The 19866-nt window shown below is 58.2% G+C and carries 12 protein-coding genes; 3 read left to right on the forward strand and 9 right to left on the reverse strand.

Annotated elements, in window-relative coordinates; translation table 11 throughout:
- The 8 genes from OUO13_RS08255 to OUO13_RS08290 form a co-directional block, all read right to left on the reverse strand.
- Window positions 1-5720, reverse strand: a 5720-nt coding sequence (locus tag OUO13_RS08255; RefSeq protein ID WP_283173396.1) for a beta strand repeat-containing protein, incomplete at its 3' end; no start/stop codon positions are given.
- A 12-nt stretch (window positions 5721-5732) separates the two neighbouring features.
- Window positions 5733-6899, reverse strand: a complete 1167-nt coding sequence (locus OUO13_RS08260) for a TIGR03032 family protein (RefSeq protein ID WP_283173397.1) — start codon at window positions 6897-6899, stop codon at window positions 5733-5735.
- A gap of 1 nt (window position 6900) precedes the next feature.
- On the reverse strand, window positions 6901-8127 hold the full coding sequence (locus OUO13_RS08265) for a S8 family peptidase (protein WP_283173398.1): 1227 nt from the start codon (window positions 8125-8127) through the stop codon (window positions 6901-6903).
- 558 nt (window positions 8128-8685) lie between these two features.
- Complete coding sequence (locus tag OUO13_RS08270) at window positions 8686-9204, reverse strand: dihydrofolate reductase (RefSeq protein ID WP_283173399.1); 519 nt, start codon at window positions 9202-9204, stop codon at window positions 8686-8688.
- A gap of 98 nt (window positions 9205-9302) precedes the next feature.
- Entirely contained in the window at window positions 9303-10985 is a 1683-nt protein-coding gene (locus OUO13_RS08275; protein WP_283173400.1) for a putative bifunctional diguanylate cyclase/phosphodiesterase, read from the reverse strand.
- 483 nt (window positions 10986-11468) lie between these two features.
- Window positions 11469-12263 carry a thymidylate synthase gene (gene thyA / locus OUO13_RS08280; RefSeq protein ID WP_283173401.1) on the reverse strand — a complete coding sequence of 265 codons (795 nt, stop codon included), beginning with the start codon at window positions 12261-12263 and terminating at the stop codon, window positions 11469-11471.
- A 33-nt stretch (window positions 12264-12296) separates the two neighbouring features.
- On the reverse strand, window positions 12297-13100 hold the full coding sequence (gene lgt / locus OUO13_RS08285) for a prolipoprotein diacylglyceryl transferase (RefSeq protein ID WP_283173402.1): 804 nt from the start codon (window positions 13098-13100) through the stop codon (window positions 12297-12299).
- A 95-nt stretch (window positions 13101-13195) separates the two neighbouring features.
- A complete protein-coding gene (locus tag OUO13_RS08290; protein WP_283173403.1) occupies window positions 13196-13984 on the reverse strand; it encodes a sulfite exporter TauE/SafE family protein in 789 nt (262 codons plus the stop codon).
- A gap of 154 nt (window positions 13985-14138) precedes the next feature.
- On the opposite strand from OUO13_RS08290, the gene OUO13_RS08295 reads away from it, so the two are divergent.
- The 3 genes from OUO13_RS08295 (at window position 14139) to mepK (ending at window position 17522) form a co-directional block, all read left to right on the forward strand.
- Entirely contained in the window at window positions 14139-14927 is a 789-nt protein-coding gene (locus OUO13_RS08295) for an NRDE family protein (RefSeq protein ID WP_283173404.1), read from the forward strand.
- A 57-nt stretch (window positions 14928-14984) separates the two neighbouring features.
- Window positions 14985-16823, forward strand: a complete 1839-nt coding sequence (locus tag OUO13_RS08300; protein ID WP_283173405.1) for a L,D-transpeptidase family protein — start codon at window positions 14985-14987, stop codon at window positions 16821-16823.
- Between the two features lie 165 nt (window positions 16824-16988).
- Window positions 16989-17522 (forward strand): peptidoglycan L,D-endopeptidase MepK, encoded by a 534-nt coding sequence (gene mepK / locus OUO13_RS08305; RefSeq protein WP_283173406.1) that lies wholly within the window; start codon window positions 16989-16991, stop codon window positions 17520-17522.
- A 56-nt stretch (window positions 17523-17578) separates the two neighbouring features.
- Here the strand turns inward: mepK and ptsP are convergent, their stop codons facing one another.
- Complete coding sequence (gene ptsP, locus OUO13_RS08310; RefSeq protein WP_283173407.1) at window positions 17579-19864, reverse strand: phosphoenolpyruvate--protein phosphotransferase; 2286 nt, start codon at window positions 19862-19864, stop codon at window positions 17579-17581.
- Window positions 19865-19866 lie beyond the last annotated feature (2 nt).

The following is a 19866-nucleotide window of genomic DNA, read 5'->3' on the forward strand; positions in this document are numbered from 1 at the left end:
ACTGGCGTACCGCCACCAGAACTGCTGATGCTGTAACTGTAGGTCGCACCCACTTCGGCACCGGCCATGGTCAGGCTGATGGAGGAGGCTTCACTGCTGCTGATCAGGCTGTCATCAAAACTGATACTGTGGCCGGAAGCCGCTGTGGTATCCAGAGTGCTGGTGTTGGTAACGGCGGTCGCCGCATTACCAGCACTATCGGTCAGCACCAGCGACACAGTCAGAGTACCGTCGCTCAAGCCGGAGACATCCACACCACTGATCGGCTGACCAGCACTGCTGACAGTACCGGAACCAGTGACTGGTGTACCGCCACCGCTGGAGCTGATGCTGTAGCTGTAACTGGCACCGACCTCGGCAGCTGCCATGGTCAGGCTCACAGACGAGGCTTCGCTGGTATTAATGGCGGAGTCATCGAAGCTGATGCTGTGACCGCTCGGAGCATTGGCATCCAGCGTGGTGGTGTTGGTAACCGCAGTGGCGGCGTTACCAGCGCTGTCGGTCAGCACCAAGGATACGGTCAGAGTACCGTCACTCAAGCCGGAGACATCCACACCACTGAGCTGCTGACCAGCGCTGCTGATGGTGCCGGAACCAGTGACTGGTGTACCGCCGCCAGAACTACTGATGCTGTAGCTGTAAGTCGCACCCACTTCGGCACCCGCCATGGTCAGGCTGATGGAGGAGGCTTCGCTGCTGCTGATGTTACTGTCATCAAAACTGATGCTGTGGCCCGTCGGAACCGAGGTATCCAGAGTACTGCTGCCGGTGACCGCAGTCGCGGCGTTGCCAGCGCTGTCGGTGAGGATAAAGGTGATGGTCAACGTGCCATCACTCAGGCCAGACACATCAATACCGCTGAGCTGCTGACCAGCGCTGCTGATGGTGCCGGAACCAGTGACCGGCGTACCGCCACCGCTGGAGCTGATGCTGTAGCTGTAGGTCGCACCCACTTCAGCACCGACCATGGTCAGGCTGATGGAGGAGGCTTCACTGCTGCTGATCAGGCTGTCATCAAAACTGATGCTGTGGCCGGAAGCCGCTGTGGTATCCAGCGTGCTGGTGTTGGTGACCGCAGTGGCGGCGTTGCCAGCGCTGTCGGTCAGCACCAGGGATACGGTTAATGTGCCATCACTCAAGCCTGACACATCAATACCACTGAGCTGCTGACCAGCGCTGCTGATGGTGCCGGAACCGGTGACTGGTGTACCGCCACCGCTGGAGCTGATGCTGTAGCTGTAACTGGCACCGACCTCGGCAGCCGCCATGGTCAGGCTCACAGACGAGGCTTCGCTGGTATTAATGGCGGAGTCATCGAAGCTGATACTGTGACCACTCGGGGCATTGGCATCCAGCGTGGTGGTGTTGGTAACCGCAGTCGCCGCGTTACCAGCGCTGTCGGTCAGCACCAGGGATACGGTCAGAGTGCCGTCACTCAAGCCAGACACATCCACACCACTGATCGGCTGACCAGCACTGCTGATGGTGCCGGAGCCGGTGACAGGCGTACCGCCGCCGGAACTGCTGATGCTGTAGCTGTAGGTCGCACCCACTTCGGCACCGGCCATAGTCAAGCTGATGGAGGAGGCTTCGCTGCTGCTGATGTTGCTGTCATCAAAACTGATGCTGTGGCTGCCGGGTGCCAGGGTGTCAGCACTGGCGTTGGAGCTGTCGGCTGTGGTGACGGTATTACCAGCGTTGTCGGTTGCAGTGGCGCTGAAATTGAGATTGCTGCCGTTGGCAGCACCGGAAGTCAGAGTCCAGCTGGCGCTCCAGCTGTCACCGGAATTACTGGCGGCGACCGCCGAACCGCCTCCAAAGCTGCTGAAATTGACACTGACGGCACTGATGGTGTCGCTGTTGTTGTCACCACTGGCGCTGTTATTCCAGGTCGCGGTGACGGTATCACCGATGATAAAGACGCCACCCGTGCCACTGGCCCCACTGATCGACAGACGTGCATCACTCATCACCGGAAGCTGATTATCAACGGTGGCGTTACTGCTGTCGGCCGTACTGGTCTGGTTACCAGCATTGTCGGTGGCACGCATCGAAACGTTACGGTTACTGGCATCCAGCGCCCCACTGACGATTGTCCAGGTGGCGGTCCAGATACCGCCACTGTTGCTGGCCGATACCGAACTGCCACCACCAAAGGCCGAGAAATCGACCGTCACGGCACTGATGGTATCGCTGTTGTTGTCACCGCTGGCGCTGTTATTCCAGGTCGCGGTGACGGTATCACCGACAATGTAGGCTCCGCTGCTGCCACTACCGCCGCTGATGCTGATGCCGCCATCCGTCACGGTAGGAGCAATGTTGTCGACACTGGCGTTGCTGGTATCAGCAATAGTGGTGGTGCCGCTACTATTGGTGGCGCTGACAGCAACATTCCGTGCCGTGGCATCAATCGCACCAGCCACCAGCGTGTAGGTTGCGGTCCAGACATCACCACTGTTGCTGGCGGTCACGGCACTGCCGCCGCCGAACTGGCTGAAATCAAAGGTCACGGCGGTAACGCCGGCATTGTTGTCGCCGCTGCCGGTGTTATCCCAGGTCGCGGTCACGGTATCGCCGATAATATAGGTGCCAGCGCTACCACTGGCGCCGGAGATACTGATATGGCTGGCACTGACCACCGGACCGGCGCCGGAGGTCAGGGTGCTGCTGGTCGCGGTGGTCAGGCTGCCGGAGCTGGCCAGCAGGGCCAGACTGTCGGTCGCTCCACCATTGCTGTACTGCAGGCTCAGGCCGCTGAATGTGGCCACCCCGCCTGACGCTGCCAGCGTCACACTGGTGCCGGAACCGTCGAGATCGCCGCTACCGCTGAGACTGCTGACGCTCCCATCCACAACGCTGTCATTGGGGTCGGTGACGGTCAACACCACGTTGGTGCTGTAGCCACTGTCGAGGGTGCCACTGCCGTCCACGGCGCGCACGACCGGGACGGTGGTAAAGCTGGTCGCCACTCCGCTGACCAGCGTGGTTGGCGCTGGCTGGGTGCTGAACTCCAGGCTGGTAGCAACGACGTCAGCCGTGACGGCACTGGCGCTGCCATCGGTCAGGCCACTGGAACTGGCCGTGAGCGTGAAACTTTCCTGGTCTGCAGTGGCGGTGTAGCTCAGGCCACTAAAGGTCGCAACCCCCGCTGTTGCACTCAGGCTGGTAGTGCCGGACAGACTGCCCGCGCTGGCTTCGCTCAGCGCGATGGTGCCGGTGAAGTCGGTGTCGGTGTTGCCAAAAGCATCCTGGGCAGCCACCACCGGTTGGGTAGTGAGTGCCGCACCGGATACCGATCCGGCGGGTTCGGTGCTGAACACCAACCGGGTCGCGCCAATCTGGATAGTGCTGCCGGTACTGTTGGTGACTGCCGAAGTGCTGCCCATGGCAGTACCGGTGCCGGTAGTGACATCGGTGTCACCATCAATACTGAGCACCAGGGTGTGGCCATCAGTAAGGCTGCTGTTATCGTTGAAATAACCATTGATGGTGTAGGTTTCGTTGCCCGCATCGGCAACCGAAATCGACAGCCCGGAGAAGGTAATGGTGTCGCTGGCAGCGTTATAGGTCCCGGTAACGTTGCTGGCATCCGGACCATTGAGGCGCCAGGTGACGGCCGCCCGCTCAGCATCGGTGCTGGTACCGCTGACATGCACCACAATCTGGCTGATGTTCATGGCCTCACCATCGGCACTGCCGCCGTCGGAGAGGGTAAAGTCGAGGACATTCAGGGCTTCACCGACGGTGTCCACCGTGGATGGCAAAGCCACCGGCTCGGTCACGTTTGCGGCGGCGGTGAGATTACCGTCCGAATCATTGGCAACCGCCGGAGTAACGTAACCGGCAATGGTGCCGGAGTGGTAATAAATCGCCCAGGCAACACTGTCTTCCGACACCACCATGATGCGATCGATCAGGCTGCTGATAGCAAAACGGTCATTCATGTATCCCGTCAGACTGAAGTCAAAGCCATCAACAAAGGTGCTGCCATCCCAGGAGTTGATGAAATAGGTACTGCCTTCCCGACAGGCAAAGTAGTAGTTGCCATTGTCGAGCTGCATGTCCTGCACCAGCACACTGCTGTGAGAGGCATGGGTAATTTCGGTGCTGACCCAGCTGCCTGAGGCATTGGTCACATGCCAGGACTGGCCATCGGATTCGTTGCGCCAGGCGTAATGGATCTTGTTGTTGCTGTCCATCACCACCGACGCCATGCGGTAGATCTTGGCGGCCGTTTTACCATCCAGAATCTTGGTTTTGGTGGCAAAGGCGTCTGTAGAAGACGCCATGTAGTAGTTATCCTGAGCGTTGTTCTGCAGGTCTTCGCGGCGGTAGAACACAGTGGCATTACTGCTGCTGTCGGCAACCACGTAGGTATCGTGCAGCTCATCGGTGCCACCACCGGTGGAGGTCACGACATTGGTCATGACCCAGGAACCGGACTTGTTGGTGGCGTAGGCCATCACATAGTTACTGTTGCTGTAATAGGTAAACGAGGTATGCAGCTTGCCAGCACTGTCGATGAACAGATCCACTTCATCAATGGTGTAGCCGGTCTCGGCGATTTTGGTAAAGGTCCAGCTGCTGCCATTGTAGTAACCATAATAGGCATCGTAATCGACTGCCCATTGGCTGGTCCCGGCGCTGAAAACCACGTGGATATGACCAGCACTGTCGATCACATAATCAACCCGATCCGAGTTGCCCCAGCCGGTATTGGTACGACCGGAAATATCGGCAGCCGTGAACGAGGTGTAATTGCTGTAACCGGCACCGTTCCACTTCAGGAACTGCACGCCGCCACTGACGGCCTGGGCGACATAGATATTGCCACTGTCATCCACCCGGGTTTTCGGAAATTTCCAGTAACCGACATCGGAAATCAGGCCAGTTTCATAGGCTGGATTCACCTGGGTCACGCTGTTGCTGACTTCATTGCTGGTATCGCGGGCAGCCAGATACACCATGTAGTAGGTGCCGTCAGTCAACCCGGAAAATGACAGCGTGGTACTGTTGGCAGCCGAACCACTGACGGCCTGCACCGCCGCATTGCCCGCACCGTCAGTACCGGCGATGACCTGGGCTGGTGTCGGTGCCGGTTTGGAGCTTTCCACTACCACCCCGTACACCGTACTGCTTTCACTCATGGTCACCGAGACATCAAACGCCGTGGTGGTCTTGTTGAGAATACCGGTCTGCATTACCACCGGCGCAGTAGTGGCGGTGTGCCAGGTACCATTACCACTGGTAACGCAATTACCCGAGGTGAACCAGTTGGTGGTATTGGTGAAATAAGTTACCCCCCAACTGGCGTGACAGTGATTGTATGGGCTGTCGCTGGCAAAGCGTTTACGGCCGTCCAGTTCGCCGGACAACAACGCCGGTTGCAAGGCCGCCGGATCAGGCTGCCAGCCATTGTTACGCAGAAACTCGAGAATCCCCTGTTCATTCTGGAGAGGTACAGCCGGAGGCATACTGTCGGCACCCGAAAATGCTGCAAAAACCTGACTCGGCTGCGACGGTTCCAGCACCTCATGCTGATCGACATGGATCACCGTCTTGCGCGAACTACGGCGACTGCTGCTGACACTGCGCACACCTGCAGCAGTGATATTGCCAGCGATCATCAGGGGTAATGCCAGCCATACAGCACGACCCAAAGAAGTCTGGCGGCAAGGGGTCAGTTTCAGACCAGCCGGATCGAATACAGGTTTGTTCATGGCGATTCCTCTTCAGACCAGAGGTTGCAGTGACGGATGACTGAAATGGTTGCGCATGCGCGGATGCTCTGGGGTAATCAGCTCGGGAAAGCTGCAGCCCGGCAACACGGCAATGTCGTAAATCTGATCCACGTTGCCGGTAAACCGGATGCGGCCGATCTCACTCATGTCTTCCAGATTGTAAAAACGCAGACCGGATTCGGTGTCTGCGTAGCGTTCCAGCAATGGCATCGACATCGGCACATTGCCCTGACGGACCCGTGACAGTCCGAGAATCAATAAGGGGCCGTAAACGTCGATACCACGGGTAAAACCCGGCACCTCGGCCAGCACCCGGTTGGAGCCGGTCGCCGGGTCATAACAGCAAAGTTGTCCAAGGGCGGAATTGCAGTAGTACACACGCCCCTGATACCAGCGCGGCGAATGCGGCATTTGCAGGTTATCGAGGAGGATTTCGTTGCGCGGCACGTCCATCAGGGTGCCCGCCATCAGCGTTTGCTGACGCCAGCGGGCGGCAGTATCGGCGGTTGAAAAGGTGGTCACAAAACCGGGTTTGCCATCTTTCAGGCACATGCCGTTCAGGTGACAACGATCTTCTGCGGCCAGCCCGGAAATAAAATGCGGCTTCCAGCGGGGCACAAAGCTGTAATCCGGCTGCAGGGTTGCCAGGCAGGAAAAACTCGAATTCACCACCCACAGACCGGCATCTCCCCAGTCCAGATCATGGATATTGATCATGCCGGTAAAGTGGCTTGAGCGGGCAATCAGGCAGGCATCGGCGCGATGATCCAATGGCTGCAAAAGATCGTCATCAACGCCACGCTCATCAGGCACCGGGTCGTCACCAGTGATCTTGACACGGGGGGCGGTAATATCTGCTTCAATCGGTGCCAGCGGCTGTTTGATCTGCGCCAGCAAGCCGTCTTCGCGCTGAAAACGGATCACCTGATTGAAGGTTCCCAGAGTCAGATGGCCATCACGGCTGCTTAATCCCATCGGCCGGGGAAAACGATGAAAGTTGATATCCAGATGGTCGCCATCCGAACGGATCATCATCAGACGCGCAGCCTGGTACGAGGTAAAAACCGGCGCGATATTAAGCCGTTTCAGCAGCAAGGGCAGATTCGAACTGTATTCACAGCGAAAATCCGGCTCGGGCCGGGCAAGCACAGATGACATATCAATGTCCTCCAGAAAACGGCTGACTACCTGCCCCGGGAGCAATGCCTTCCAGGCTCAACAGCTGTTGTTGTAATTGGGAGAGGGAAAGGTCCGGTTGTTGTGCCAGCAGCAAGGCCGTCATCGCGGTCACCAGACCGGCTGCCAGCGAGGTACCGGAAAAATGGCGGAGTCCGGGCAGTGACACCGGCAGCTCACTACCGAGGGTGTAAAAATCAACGCTGCCGCCACGATTGCTGTGGGCCAGCAAATGACCACGGGAATCCGTCGCCCCCACCACCAGAGCATCGGCGAGGGCGGCCTCGCTCTGGCCGGGTTCGATTTCCTGGCCGTCATTACCGGCGGCAAAGACAATGGCAGTACCTTTACCGCCACGTCCGTGCAGGGCCAGATCCCGCACCACGTCGGCCACCGGCTCCAGCAACAGCGACGAGGTCCAGCTGCAATTGATGACATCGGCACCAGCCAGTGCGGCCAGCTGGAACGCCAGCAGGGTATGACTGGTCCAGGTGTCCGGCTGGCGGATGGCAATCAGTCCGGCCTCCGGTACCAGCCCGGCCAGATCACCAGGCTGCAACGCGGGCTGCCGGGCAAACCACAACAGCGCCAGTGCGGTACCGTGGCGGTCACGACCGGAGCGAGGGCTGGCATCGGCCTGCTGGCTGCCAACGTCGTACTGGAACAGCGTATCGGGATGGCCCAACGCCTCTGACCTGAAATCCACACCGTCATCAATCAGGGCAATGCGGATACCCTGGCCGCGGCTGCCCTGCCATAAACGGTCACGCAGTTGCTGCAACTGCTCAATCACGTCGATACGGGAATCTGAAAGAACAGCCTGCTGACTGTGATAACCCCGCCGCTCCAGTTGCAGCAGATCCGGCTGCACCAGTTCAACGCCTGGCTGACGCCGGACGGCATCCATAGCCGCGAACAAATCCGCACCATCGCGTAGTTGCAAAAGCCGATAGTCCAGAGTCGGGCTCTGATACAGAATCCGAGCCGGGCCAGTGATATCAGGAATCGGGATATCCGCCACAAAAGCCTGGTTAACCCGTACCAGCAGACGTGTGGACACACGCACCGGCTGGTTGGCCGCTGCGATCAGGTAATCCTGGTGATAGGGCTGTAACGCCAGAGAGTGAGAGAAATTAGTGAAGACCGGAGCGCTATCTGCCAGCAGTGGCAGCGCCCAGCACAACAACAGCACTCTCCATCCATAAGACACAACACAATTCCTTTCGCCTGAGGCGATAAATCAACCATCAGATATCAGACAAGCAAAGGAATAGTGATCCTGCAAACCGGCAGGTTGATTTATATATATGGCGCGCCACTGGCGGCCGCAGGAATATCTGCTACGGACACTCTGAATAACTCTGCACAGCTCTCGGCTCTGGCTCTGGCTCCTGCTTCGCCCTACCTCCTGCATCCATGCAGTCGTGCACGAGTGCTGCAGCGGGTGTGAGCAAGGCGATGATCACAGTGAAATGACGAACCAACCTGTCCGGGTCCTTTTCAAGATCGGCAACACCGCTCAAACGCGTTGCAGCCCGCCCTTCGGGGCTTTCGGGATGGTGATGACTCGGTGCAGCCGGTTTGATGGCGTAGCGGGCTACATCAAAAAACGGCAACAACGAGTCGACAGCAGTGCGAAGGGAGCTCGCACAGAGCTATGAAGGATTTTTCAGAGAGTTTTTAATACAAAAAAGATCGAGAGCCCTGTTTGGCCAGACTCAAAGCTCCCATCAAAACAGAAGCCGTAGTCACCAGAAGCATTTATATATTAATGCGGTTCAACCACTCGACGATCCAGAATCACAAAGCTGTACGGCACCGGATTATCACCACTGCCAGCGTGATCAACCCGCTGCACTTCTTCCCACTCACTGCGGTCGAATTGCGGGAAAAAAGCGTCACCGTCAAAGTCAGCGTGGACTTCGGTGAGGTACATACGATCCACCAGAGGCAACACCTGACGATAAATATCAGCGCCCCCCATAATAATGGCTTCACCAGCCTCTGCCTGCAGGGCCAGACGTGCCGCCAGTTGAATGGCAGGTTCAAGGCTTTCCACCACCGCGACACCGTCGGACTGATAACCCGACTGACGGCTGATCACAATGTTCGGACGCCCCGGTAACGGTCGGCCAATACTTTCATGGGTCTTGCGGCCCATCACCACCGGTTTGCCCATGGTGACGGCACGGAAATAACGCAGGTCTTCTGGCAGGTGCCAGGGTAACTGGTTGTTGAGGCCGATGCTGTGGTTACGGGCCAGCGCTACTATGAGTGCGAGTTTCATACGACTGCCTTGCCTGCCGGGAAAAACCGGATAATACGGATTCAGGCGCTCCGGCTCCAGCCCTGCACCAATATCGACCACCCAGACCTTGGTTCAGATCAGGCGCAGCGTGATACCAGCAGGGGAATTTCATCTGCACTCACCGGTCGGGCAAAGAAATAGCCCTGATACTGGTCGCAGCCAAAACCGGCCAGTCGCTCCAACATATCGGCGTCCTCTACCCCTTCCGCGACCACCTTGAGACCCAGGTTATGAGCCAGCGCAATAATGGAGTTGGCGATGGCGGCATCGTTATGGTCGGTGACAATGTCCTTGACGAAACTGCGGTCGATTTTCAGGTAATCAATCGGCAAATCCTTGAGGTACGCCAGCGATGAATAACCGGTGCCGAAGTCGTCGATGGCAACACTGATGCCCATCCGTCGCAGTTCGGTCAGCATCGACGCGCCCTGCTCAAGGTTGTACATCAGGGTACTTTCGGTGATTTCGAGGGTCAGATTGGCAGGCGGCAGCCCGGTTTCGGAAATGATGTCGCGAATGCGCTGGCCAAGGTCACGCTGGCGGAACTGACGGGGCGAAAGGTTCACCGAGATCTTGCTGTTCGGGCTGACCTCGCCACTATCCAGCCATTGCCGATACTGACGACAGGCCTGCCGTAATACCCACTCGCCGAAGGGTTCAATCAGCCCGGTATCTTCCAGCACCGGAATAAACACATTGGGCGCCACCATCCCCAGCACCGGATGTTGCCAGCGCAGCAGCACTTCCACCCCCACAAACTGCTGGCCAACCACCGAGACCTGCGGCTGATAGGCCAGCCGTAACTCATCACGCTCCATGGCATGGTGCAGCGCGCTTTCCAGGCCGACGCGAATCTTGTCGAGAGGAGCCACCTGGGCGGTATAAACCTGACAGGCATTCCGGCCGTCCCGTTTGGCCTGATGTAACGCCAGTTCGGTACGGCGCACCATCTGTGCCGGGTCGTAATTGGCCTCGCAAGACAGATCCACCCCAATACTGACGGTCAGGAAGATTTCATTGCCATCCACCCGAAAGGGTAACTTGAGAGCGTTGGTGAGTTTGGTGGCCACCGCCATCACCACGTTAACGGCGCGCACCCCATCGAGAATCACGGCAAAGCTGTTGCCACCCAACCGCGCCACGGTATCGGAACGGCGCAGGTTACCGAGCAAACGCTGGGCACATTCAATCAGGAGTTTGTCACCCAGCGAGTGGCCATACAGATCATTCACCACCCGGAAGCGGTCGACGTCGATAAACAGCAGTCCTACGTTGGTGCCATTACGACGGGCCTGCATCAGGCTTTGTTCGAGACGATCCTGGAACAGGCCACGATTGGCGAGCCCGGTTAACGGATCAAAGTGGGTAAGGCGGCGCAGGGTTTGCTCATACTGCATTCGCGCCACCGCTTCATCACAGTGACGCACCAGCGTGGCGGCATCAGATACCGGACAATAGCCCTGTATCCCCATTGGAATCAGGCGAATATCACGCTCACTCGGGCGCCTGACCACCACCAGTACCGGTGCCGACGGCAAACGTAAACGCAAGGCCGCCAGCGCATTCAGGGTGCGATCATCACAACAATCCACCAGCACGCAGACCACCTCGGCCAGGACGCGCCAGCGTTCCGTAATCTGTTCAGGTGCCAGGATTTCACACCGCAGCTTGATACCTTCCGGTAATACCACAGGTGCCGGATCAGGCAGGGTGCAACACAGAAGAGTTGTGCAGTAACTGGCCGGGAGCGTCGATTCCATAACTCAGCTTCGTCTGGACATGAACACTGAGTATAGACAGTTCAGAAAAAATGCAGCCCCACGACGTAATGCTGATCAATTAAGGACTTTTAAACAGCCTGATCATTGATTTCCAAATGTGCCCAGCGCAGCTGGCTGCCCAATGCCCATCTGGGCGAGCCGGGATTCACCGCAACGGCCGACCCGGCCGGGGTATGGATGCCCCGCCAGGCCAGTTGGCACAGGGATGTGCCATCTGGCCGGGGTCGAAAAGCCGTTGTCGGTGAAAACCGGAAGCACGAGCCCAGTCGGGCTAAGCAGGGGGAGGCCCGCCCGGCCGGGGGACAAGGTCCCCCATGAGGGCATACGGTAGAGCCAATTAACAAGCCGAGCAGATCGTGACCAACCGATGCGGTAACGGCGTTTGAGGCCGACGGGTGCTTAACTGATCGGCACTAGCCCCACGAAGGGGCTGATTCTGACAAGGCACTCACAAAGGGCAAATCAGATCGCCACAGGGGCCTTGATGTGCGGGTGGCTCTGATAACCTTCGATCTCGAAATCTTCAAAGCGATAGTCGAACAGGCTGGCCGGTTTGCGCAGGATTTTCAGGGTTGGCAGCGCCATTGGCTCGCGGCTCAATTGCAGCTCGGTCTGCTCCATATGGTTGGCGTACAGGTGTACGTCACCACCGGTCCAGACAAAATCCCCCACTTCCAGATCACACTGCTGTGCCACCATATGCACCAGCAAGGCATAGCTGGCGATGTTAAACGGCACACCGAGGAAAATATCGGCGCTGCGCTGGTACAGCTGGCACGACAGCTTGCCGTCGGCAACATAGAACTGGAAAAACGCATGGCATGGCGGCAGCGCCATATTGCTGATTTCACCCACGTTCCAGGCGCTGACGATCAGACGACGGGAATCCGGATTATTGCGAATCTGCTCGATGACCTGGGTGATCTGGTCGATATGACGGCCATCAGCGGTTGGCCATGAACGCCACTGGGAGCCATACACCGGCCCCAGATTGCCATTGTCATCGGCCCATTCGTCCCAGATGGTGACTCCGTTTTCCTTCAGATAACGGATGTTGGTATCACCACTGAGGAACCACAGCAGTTCGTGAATAATGGAACGCAGGTGCAGTTTCTTGGTGGTGACCAGCGGGAAACCGGCACTGAGGTCGAAGCGCATCTGGTATCCGAAACAGCTGTACGTGCCAGTGCCGGTACGATCTTCCTTGAAGACGCCGTTATCGCGCACGTGTCGCATCAGGTCCAGATACTGCTTCATAACAACCTCGGTTCAATCAAAACACGCATTTAATCACGCTTGCGCTTTTGGCGCACGACGATAGGCCCACACCAACAGCGCCAGACCTGCCACAATCATCGGGAAACTCAGCTCCTGACCACGGGTCATCCAGCCGAACATTTCCAGACCAATCTGGGCATCCGGTTCACGGAAGAACTCGGCAAAGCTGCGGAATACGCCATAGCCCAGCAGGAACAGGGCACTAACCGCCATACGCGGGCGAGAGCGGCTGGAGAAACTCCAGACCAGTATAAACAGCAGCAGACCTTCCATACCGGCCTGATACAACTGCGACGGGTGACGCGGCAGATCATCCGCACGCGGGAAAATCATCGCCCACGGCACAATCGACGGATCGGCCACCCGGCCCCAGAGTTCACCACCAATAAAGTTACCGAAACGGCCAAACATCAGGCCAATCGGCACCAGCGGCGCCACAAAGTCGGCCACATCAAAATAGTGTTTGCGATGACGCCATGAGAACCAGGCAATCGCCGCCATCACCCCCAGCAAGCCACCGTGGAACGACATGCCGCCTTCCCATACCCGGAACAGCCAGATCGGGTCCTTGAGGAACTGGTTAAAGTTGTAAAACAGCACGTAACCAAAACGGCCACCAATAATGACCCCCATGGCGCCGTAGAACACCAGATCAGACACCTGCTCCTCGGTCCAGCCGGAGTTGGGGCGACGAGCACGAAAACTGGCAAGGGCATACGCCGTACCAAACGCCGCCAGGTACATCAGACCGTACCAGTGAATCTGCAAAGGCCCGAGACTGATCGCAACCGGGTCAATGTGCGGGTAAGTCAACATAAACACATCCTCTCGTTATTCCGGACGGTACAACCGCAGACACCGTCCGGCGGCAGCCCGGATTGTACCGGGATGCCATAACCTGTTGCTGACGATTACAACAACAGGAATTTGATACCCACGGCCGCCAGCAAGGCAGCGAAGGCTTTTTTGAGCATTTTCTGATCAAGTTTGTGAGCCAGACTGGCCCCAACACGGGCAAACGGCACACTCGCAATACCAATACCAATCACCGCAGGCCAGTAGATAAAGCCCGTGCTCCATTCCGGCAGCAGCGGGTTACCCCAACCGGTGATGATGTTACTGATACTGCCGGTAAAGGCGATGGGGAAACCACAGGCTGCCGAAGTCGCCACCGCCCGGCGCATGTCTTCGCCGCGCCAGGTCAGATACGGCACCGTAAACGTACCACCACCAATACCAAACCAGGATGACGCAAAACCGATCACCCCACCGGCAAATACATCCTTGCCGGGTTTTACTGGCAGATCACCACGCGCCGGTTGCAGACCAAAAAACATCTGCACCGCCACCAGCATGGCAAACACACCAATAATCTTCTGCAGCACAGGGCCCGGAATATCCGCCACCACCACACTGCCCGCGGCGGTGCCAAGCACAATACCGGCCGCCATCAGCATCACCAGACGCCAGTCCACCGCACCTTTCTGATGGTGGGTACGAATGGAGCTGACCGAGGTAAATACAATGGTGGTCAGCGAGGTTGCCACCGCCATATGCGTCAACACTTCCGGGCTGACGCCCTGAGCGGCCAACGCAAAAATCACCACCGGAACAATGACCGTGCCGCCGCCAATACCAAATAATCCTGCCAGCGTCCCCGCTGCCGCCCCTACCGCCAGATACAGCAATAATGAGGTCATATCCCCGTCCCGTTTACGAAAAGCGGCCATTATGTACCGGGCATCGATTCTCGACCATTGGCAATGGCCGCAGGCGTGACCGGAACAGAGTATTCCGCCACAGCCAGCAGCACCGGAACCGGGTAAGCTGGCAGTTATCTGTCGGAGAACTCCCATGTGTCTGATTGTGTTCCAGTGGCAACCCCAACAACCGCAATGGCTGACCCTGGCCGCCAACCGCGACGAATTTTTCCAGCGTCCTACGGCCGTGTTACAACCGTGGGACAGTCACCCGCACATGATTGCCGGACGCGATCTCGAAGCCGGTGGCAGCTGGATGGGGATGGCCGCCGGATTACGCTTTGCCGCGGTTACCAATATTCGCCGCGGCCAGCCGGAAACTGCCCCACGCTCGCGAGGTAAACTGGTTGCCGCCTTTCTGCAAGGTCAGGACAGCCCTGCCACCTATATCGGACAACTGCAGCAACGCGCCCATGAATACGGGCGTTTTAACCTGATCTGTGGCGACCGGCAGCAACTCTGGTATCTGCGCAACTTTCCCGATATCCGGGTCGAACAACTGCCTGCCGGGCTATACAGCCTCAGCAACGCTGAGCTCAACAGCCCCTGGCCCAAAGCGGAACTGGCGCGCCAGCAACTACAGACCTGGCTGCAGGAAAACCGGACCAACAAGCTGTCACCCGCCGAGTCTGGCTGGCAACTGGCGCAGCTGCTTGATCACCAGCAACCATGGCCGGATGATCAGCTGCCCGATACCGGAGTGCCGCTGGAATGGGAGCGCTGGTTATCGGCGCAGTTTATCCGGGCGCCGGGTTACGGCACCCGCAGCGGAAGCAGCCTGCTCGGCATCCACCAGCAACTCGGTATCACCGAACTGGCCTTTGACGAACAGGCCGACATTCACAGTCGCCAACAATACTGGCAGCCCTCAACACCCGGATAACACCGTTTATCTGAACTTTGCAGTCACCGGACGTCAGAAAGGGTCCATACTCAGACTATGAATACTGCCAACGTGTTGTTACATGACCGGCGTATTACCGTGCGCCGAGCTCTCTCACCCGGCTTCCGGCTTCCACTGCTGGCCGCTCTGCTGTGGCTGAACAGTGCCAGCAGCCTGGCAGCCAGTGGCATGCCTGCTGCGATTGCAGACGAAGCACCCCTGCCTGTGGTCAGCACACTGGTCGCCAACCCGGAGGTTGCCGAGCAACCGGCGACCAACGCGGTCAGTCAGCTGATCCAGCGCTGGATGACCATCGACCAGACACCTGATCCCGCTAACGAGCTGTACCGCATTTACAGCACCAGCCAGTTCCAGCCGTTATGGCTCGATAACACCACACTGGGTGTTGATGGCCAGCGACTGCTGACGGCTCTCGACGAAACCGCCGCCGATGGTTGGCTAAACTACCCGTTCGAGCTGGAGCGAATTCACACCCTTCAGAAGCAACTGGCAGAACCACCGATGGAGTCCGGAGCTCAGCCCTCAGGTCTGGCCGCAGACGCAACCCAACATGCCGCCGAACTGGAGCTGTACCTCACCCGTGCGGCACTGGCTTACGCCCGTATGGTCGACCAGTACCAGTTATTGCCCGATATTCAGGAAACCGATCAGGGTGAAGCGGTACGCGCTGCCCTGCAGCGCCGTTCACCACCACGCGACAGCCTCGTTGCCCTGCTGGATGCCATTCGTTACGGCCAGCTGAGTGCCTGGCTACAGGAACTGACGCCAGAAACCCCGGCTTATCAGGCCCTGCGCGGCCAGTGGCAACATTACCGGCAGCTTGCCGAACGGGGCGACTGGACACCCATTCCTACCGACTGGAGCGCCGAACCTGGCAGCCAGCATCCGTTATTACCATTGGTACGTCAGCGTCTGCTCGATTACGGCGACCTCAGTGCCGACGACAATGCCAGCAGCGTCGACCCAACCCTGCTGGACGCCACGCTGGAAGCCGCCCTGCACCACTACCAGCAGCGCTACAAACTCAGCAGCACCGGTGGGGTTGGCCCTCGTACCCTGCAATACCTGAACGAGCCACCGGCCTATCTGGCCCGCAAGATTGCCTTCAACATGAAACGCCAGCGTTTTATGCCAGCCGTACCGGACGACCGTTTCATTCTGGTCAACGCCGCCGACTTTCGCCTGCAGCTGTTTGAATACGGCCTCGAAACCCTCAGCATGAAAGTGATTGTGGGCAAACCGGCACGCCGCACCCCGGTGATGACCCAGGCCCTGACCCAGCTCGAACTGGCACCGACCTGGACCGTCCCCGACCGGATCGCCCGTGAATATCTGCTGCCCAAATTCCGCAAGGACCCAACCCAGATCCAGCGCAACCAGTACCAGATCAGTGATCGTTACGACCCCGCTCTGGTGGTTGATCCAGCCACCATCGACTGGAACAGCGTCAAGAGCAAACCTTTCCCGTATCGCATCGTGCAGGCACCGGGCCGTATGAACGCACTCGGACAGGTGAAGTTCCTGTTCCCCAACACCCAGTCGATTTACCTGCACGATACCTCGCAGCCAGAGCTGTTCCGCAAAGACATGCGCGCCCTCAGTTTTGGCTGTATTCGTCTGGAAAAGCCGCTGGCCCTGACCGAACACCTGTTAGCAGGCACCCGTAACTGGGATATGGAGCGGGTGCAGAGCACCATCGCTGATCATCGCAAGACCCGGCTGAATCTGGCGGAACCCGTACCCCTGTACCTGATGTACTGGACTGCCTGGGTAGATGAAAAAGGCCAGCTGCAGCTGCGCGACGATATTTACCGCCGCGACCAGAACGCTGGTATTCGTGTACCTACGGGTTCAGAGCTGCACGCGGCGCTCTGAGCCTGTAAAAAATTTACAGAATTCCCGACGTCCAACCTGACTGTTGTGACGTCAATGTCGGCCAATCTGAACCGGAACGCACTTGTTGCTGTCTTTCTGGGGCATACTCCTGCGAGCGCGGGGGAAACCTTGTAACAAAATGACAGAGAACAGACCGGATTCAGAATGCAACGACGGGATTTTCTGCACCGCGGGGTGCAATGGGGAATGGCGCTGGCACTGGCGGCCAACAGTCCGCTCAGTGTCGCAGCGCGACGGGACACCACACTGACATTGATGAACACCCACACGGGAGAACAGGTAAAAGCCACCATTCTGAGCAACGGTCAGTTACAGGCCAGCGAGTTGGCCGCCCTTAACCGGGTGATGCGCGATCACCGCAACAACCAGCAAATGGCCATTGACCCGGACCTGTACCAACAAATGGCTGCCCTGCAGCAACTGTTTGGCAAATCAGCACCGATGGAAATCATCTCCGGTTATCGCTCACCGGAAAGTAACGCCATACTGCGCGCCACCACCTCAGGGGTTGCCCAGAAAAGTCTGCACATGGAAGGCAAAGCCGTGGATATCCGGATTCCGGGCGTATCAACCCGCCAGCTGCAACAGGCCGCTCTGGCCATGCACAAGGGTGGTGTTGGTTATTATCCGGACAGTGGTTTTGTACACATAGACACCGGCAAGGTGCGTCACTGGTAAACCACTGACGCCCGTGCGGTAAACAACAGGCAGGAATGAATCCGGCTGACGGGGTATCAACCCCGTCCGGATGCCGGGCCGATAATACGGCCGAAACCTTCTTTTTCGAGCGCCAGCTGCACCATCGCAGCAATCACCTGAGCGCTTTCGATTTGCAGTACCTGATCGAGCAGGCGTTTGGCCCACGCCATATTGATACCACGGATGATGGATTTTACTTTCGGCAAGTTGGTGGCGTTCATCGACAACATGTCGTAACCCATGGCCATCAACAGCACACACCCCAGCGGGTTACCCGCCAGCTCACCACACACACTTACCGGTTTGCCCACTTCATGAGCGCCTTCAGCAATCAGCTTGAGTGCGGTTAATACCGCCGGATGGAACGCCTGATAGAGATCAGCTACTCGCGGATTGTTACGGTCAACCGCCAGCAGGTACTGGGTCAGGTCGTTGGAACCAACCGACAGGAAATCCACCCGCAGGCCGAGATCACGAATCTGGAACACCGCAGACGGCACTTCAATCATCACGCCGACTTGTGGCATGTCGATATCAAAACCCTCTTCCAGAACCTCCGCGTGAGCGCGGTAAATCAGGTGCAGGGCTTCATCCACCTCGCTGACACTGCTGATCATCGGCAGCATGATGCGCAGGTTATTAAGCCCTTCACTGGCTTTCATCATGGCGCGAATCTGCACCAGGAAAATTTCCGGGTGATCAAGGGTCACACGGATGCCACGCCAGCCGAGGAACGGGTTGGCTTCGTTGATCGGGAAATAGGTCAGCGCCTTGTCCCCCCCCACGTCGAGGGTACGCATGGTCACCGGTGCCGGCGCAAAGGTTTCCAGCTGCTGACGGTAAATCTTCTGCTGCTCACTTTCGCTCGGGAAACGGTCGCGCATCATAAACGGCACTTCGGTGCGGTACAGGCCCACACCTTCAGCCCCCCGATCGAGACTGCGCAGGGCATCGGTGATCAGACCGGTGTTTACCCACAGCGGAATCCGGTGGCCATCAAGGGTTTCGGCCGGTTCGCTACGCAGCACCTCAAGGTCTTTCTGCAGCGCCCGTTCTTCTTCGTAGATGGCGCGGTAATGTTCACGCAGCTCATCGGTCGGCGTCGACAACAGCTGACCACGATAACCATCCACAATCAGTTCCAGACCGTTCACCTGGGTATATGGCAGGTCCACCACCCCCATCACGGTTGGAATACCCATGGCACGAGCGAGAATCGCCACGTGGGAGTTGGACGAACCTTTTACCGAGACCAGACCACGCAACTTGCTCGGTGGTACTTCACCCAGCATGCCAGGGGTCAGTTCTTCACTCACAAGAATGCAGTCGTCAGGGAAATCATCGGCCGTCAGCGACTTGCCAGACGCACCCTGCAGGTGCGCCAGAATACGAGCGCCCAGATCGAGAATATCGGTGGCACGTTCACGCAGGTACGGGTCTTCCATACGCTGGAAATGCCCGACGTACTCCATCACCACCTGACGCAAGGCACCCTGAGCCCAATGGCCTTCGCCAATACGGGCCTTGACCTCAGCGCCAAGGGCGTTGTCGTCGAGCATATTGAGATACACATCAAACAGCGCCAGTTCCTCCGGACGCAGTTCGCCGCTGAGCTGGGAACCCAGCTTGCGGATTTCGGCGCGGGCAGAATCCAGCGCCTGGTCAAAGAGGACAATTTCAGCATCCGGGTCATCGGTGCCACGATCCATCACCGAACCGAGGTCGGCAGCGGGCAGCATCACAAAACCGGTGCCCAGACCAACACCGGCTGCACCCGGCGCACCGTTAAAACGGGTGCTCTTGCGGGATTCGCGGGCAGTAGCGATTTCCAGAATGTTGCCAGTCGCTTCGGCATGGGCAATTACCCCGGCCAGCTGCGCCGACATGGTCACCAGGAAGGCTTCTTCACCCTCGTCAAACTGGCGGCTGTCACGCTGCTGAACGACCAGAACGCCCATCAGGCGTTTGTTGTGGATGATGGGAACACCCAGGAACGACTGGAACGGGTCTTCGCCGGTTTCCGACAGGAAGTGGAAACGTGGGTGTGAAGGCGCGTTATCAATGTTGAGGGGTTCTGCACGCGAACCCACCAGGCCCACCAGGCCCTGCGACGAACTGAGGCTGACGCGGCCAACCGCTTCCTGGTTCAGACCTTCGGTGGCCATCAGCACATAACGCTTGGCTTCCGGGTCGAACAGGTACACCGAACACACCTCGGTACGCATGGCTTCACGGATGCGGGCAACCACCACCCGGAGGGCATCCCTCAGGTCGGTTGCCGAGCTGACTTCCTGCACAATGCGACGAAGAATGTCGAGCATAA

It is taken from the genome of Parathalassolituus penaei (assembly GCF_026626885.1).
Lineage (GTDB): Bacteria > Pseudomonadota > Gammaproteobacteria > Pseudomonadales > Oceanobacteraceae > Oceanobacter > Oceanobacter penaei.

Excerpts from the sequence above, each read along its gene's own strand:
- OUO13_RS08260 (WP_283173397.1), bottom strand. The coding sequence starts at position 6,899 with ATGTCATCTGTGCTTGCCCGGCCCGAGCCGGATTTTCGCTGTGAATAC.
- OUO13_RS08270 (WP_283173399.1), bottom strand. The coding sequence starts at position 9,204 with ATGAAACTCGCACTCATAGTAGCGCTGGCCCGTAACCACAGCATCGGC.
- OUO13_RS08275 (WP_283173400.1), bottom strand. The coding sequence starts at position 10,985 with ATGGAATCGACGCTCCCGGCCAGTTACTGCACAACTCTTCTGTGTTGC.
- thyA (WP_283173401.1), bottom strand. The coding sequence starts at position 12,263 with ATGAAGCAGTATCTGGACCTGATGCGACACGTGCGCGATAACGGCGTC.
- lgt (WP_283173402.1), bottom strand. The coding sequence starts at position 13,100 with ATGTTGACTTACCCGCACATTGACCCGGTTGCGATCAGTCTCGGGCCT.
- OUO13_RS08290 (WP_283173403.1), bottom strand. The coding sequence starts at position 13,984 with ATGACCTCATTATTGCTGTATCTGGCGGTAGGGGCGGCAGCGGGGACG.
- OUO13_RS08295 (WP_283173404.1), top strand. The coding sequence starts at position 14,139 with ATGTGTCTGATTGTGTTCCAGTGGCAACCCCAACAACCGCAATGGCTG.
- OUO13_RS08300 (WP_283173405.1), top strand. The coding sequence starts at position 14,985 with ATGAATACTGCCAACGTGTTGTTACATGACCGGCGTATTACCGTGCGC.
- mepK (WP_283173406.1), top strand. The coding sequence starts at position 16,989 with ATGCAACGACGGGATTTTCTGCACCGCGGGGTGCAATGGGGAATGGCG.
- ptsP (WP_283173407.1), bottom strand. The coding sequence starts at position 19,864 with ATGCTCGACATTCTTCGTCGCATTGTGCAGGAAGTCAGCTCGGCAACC.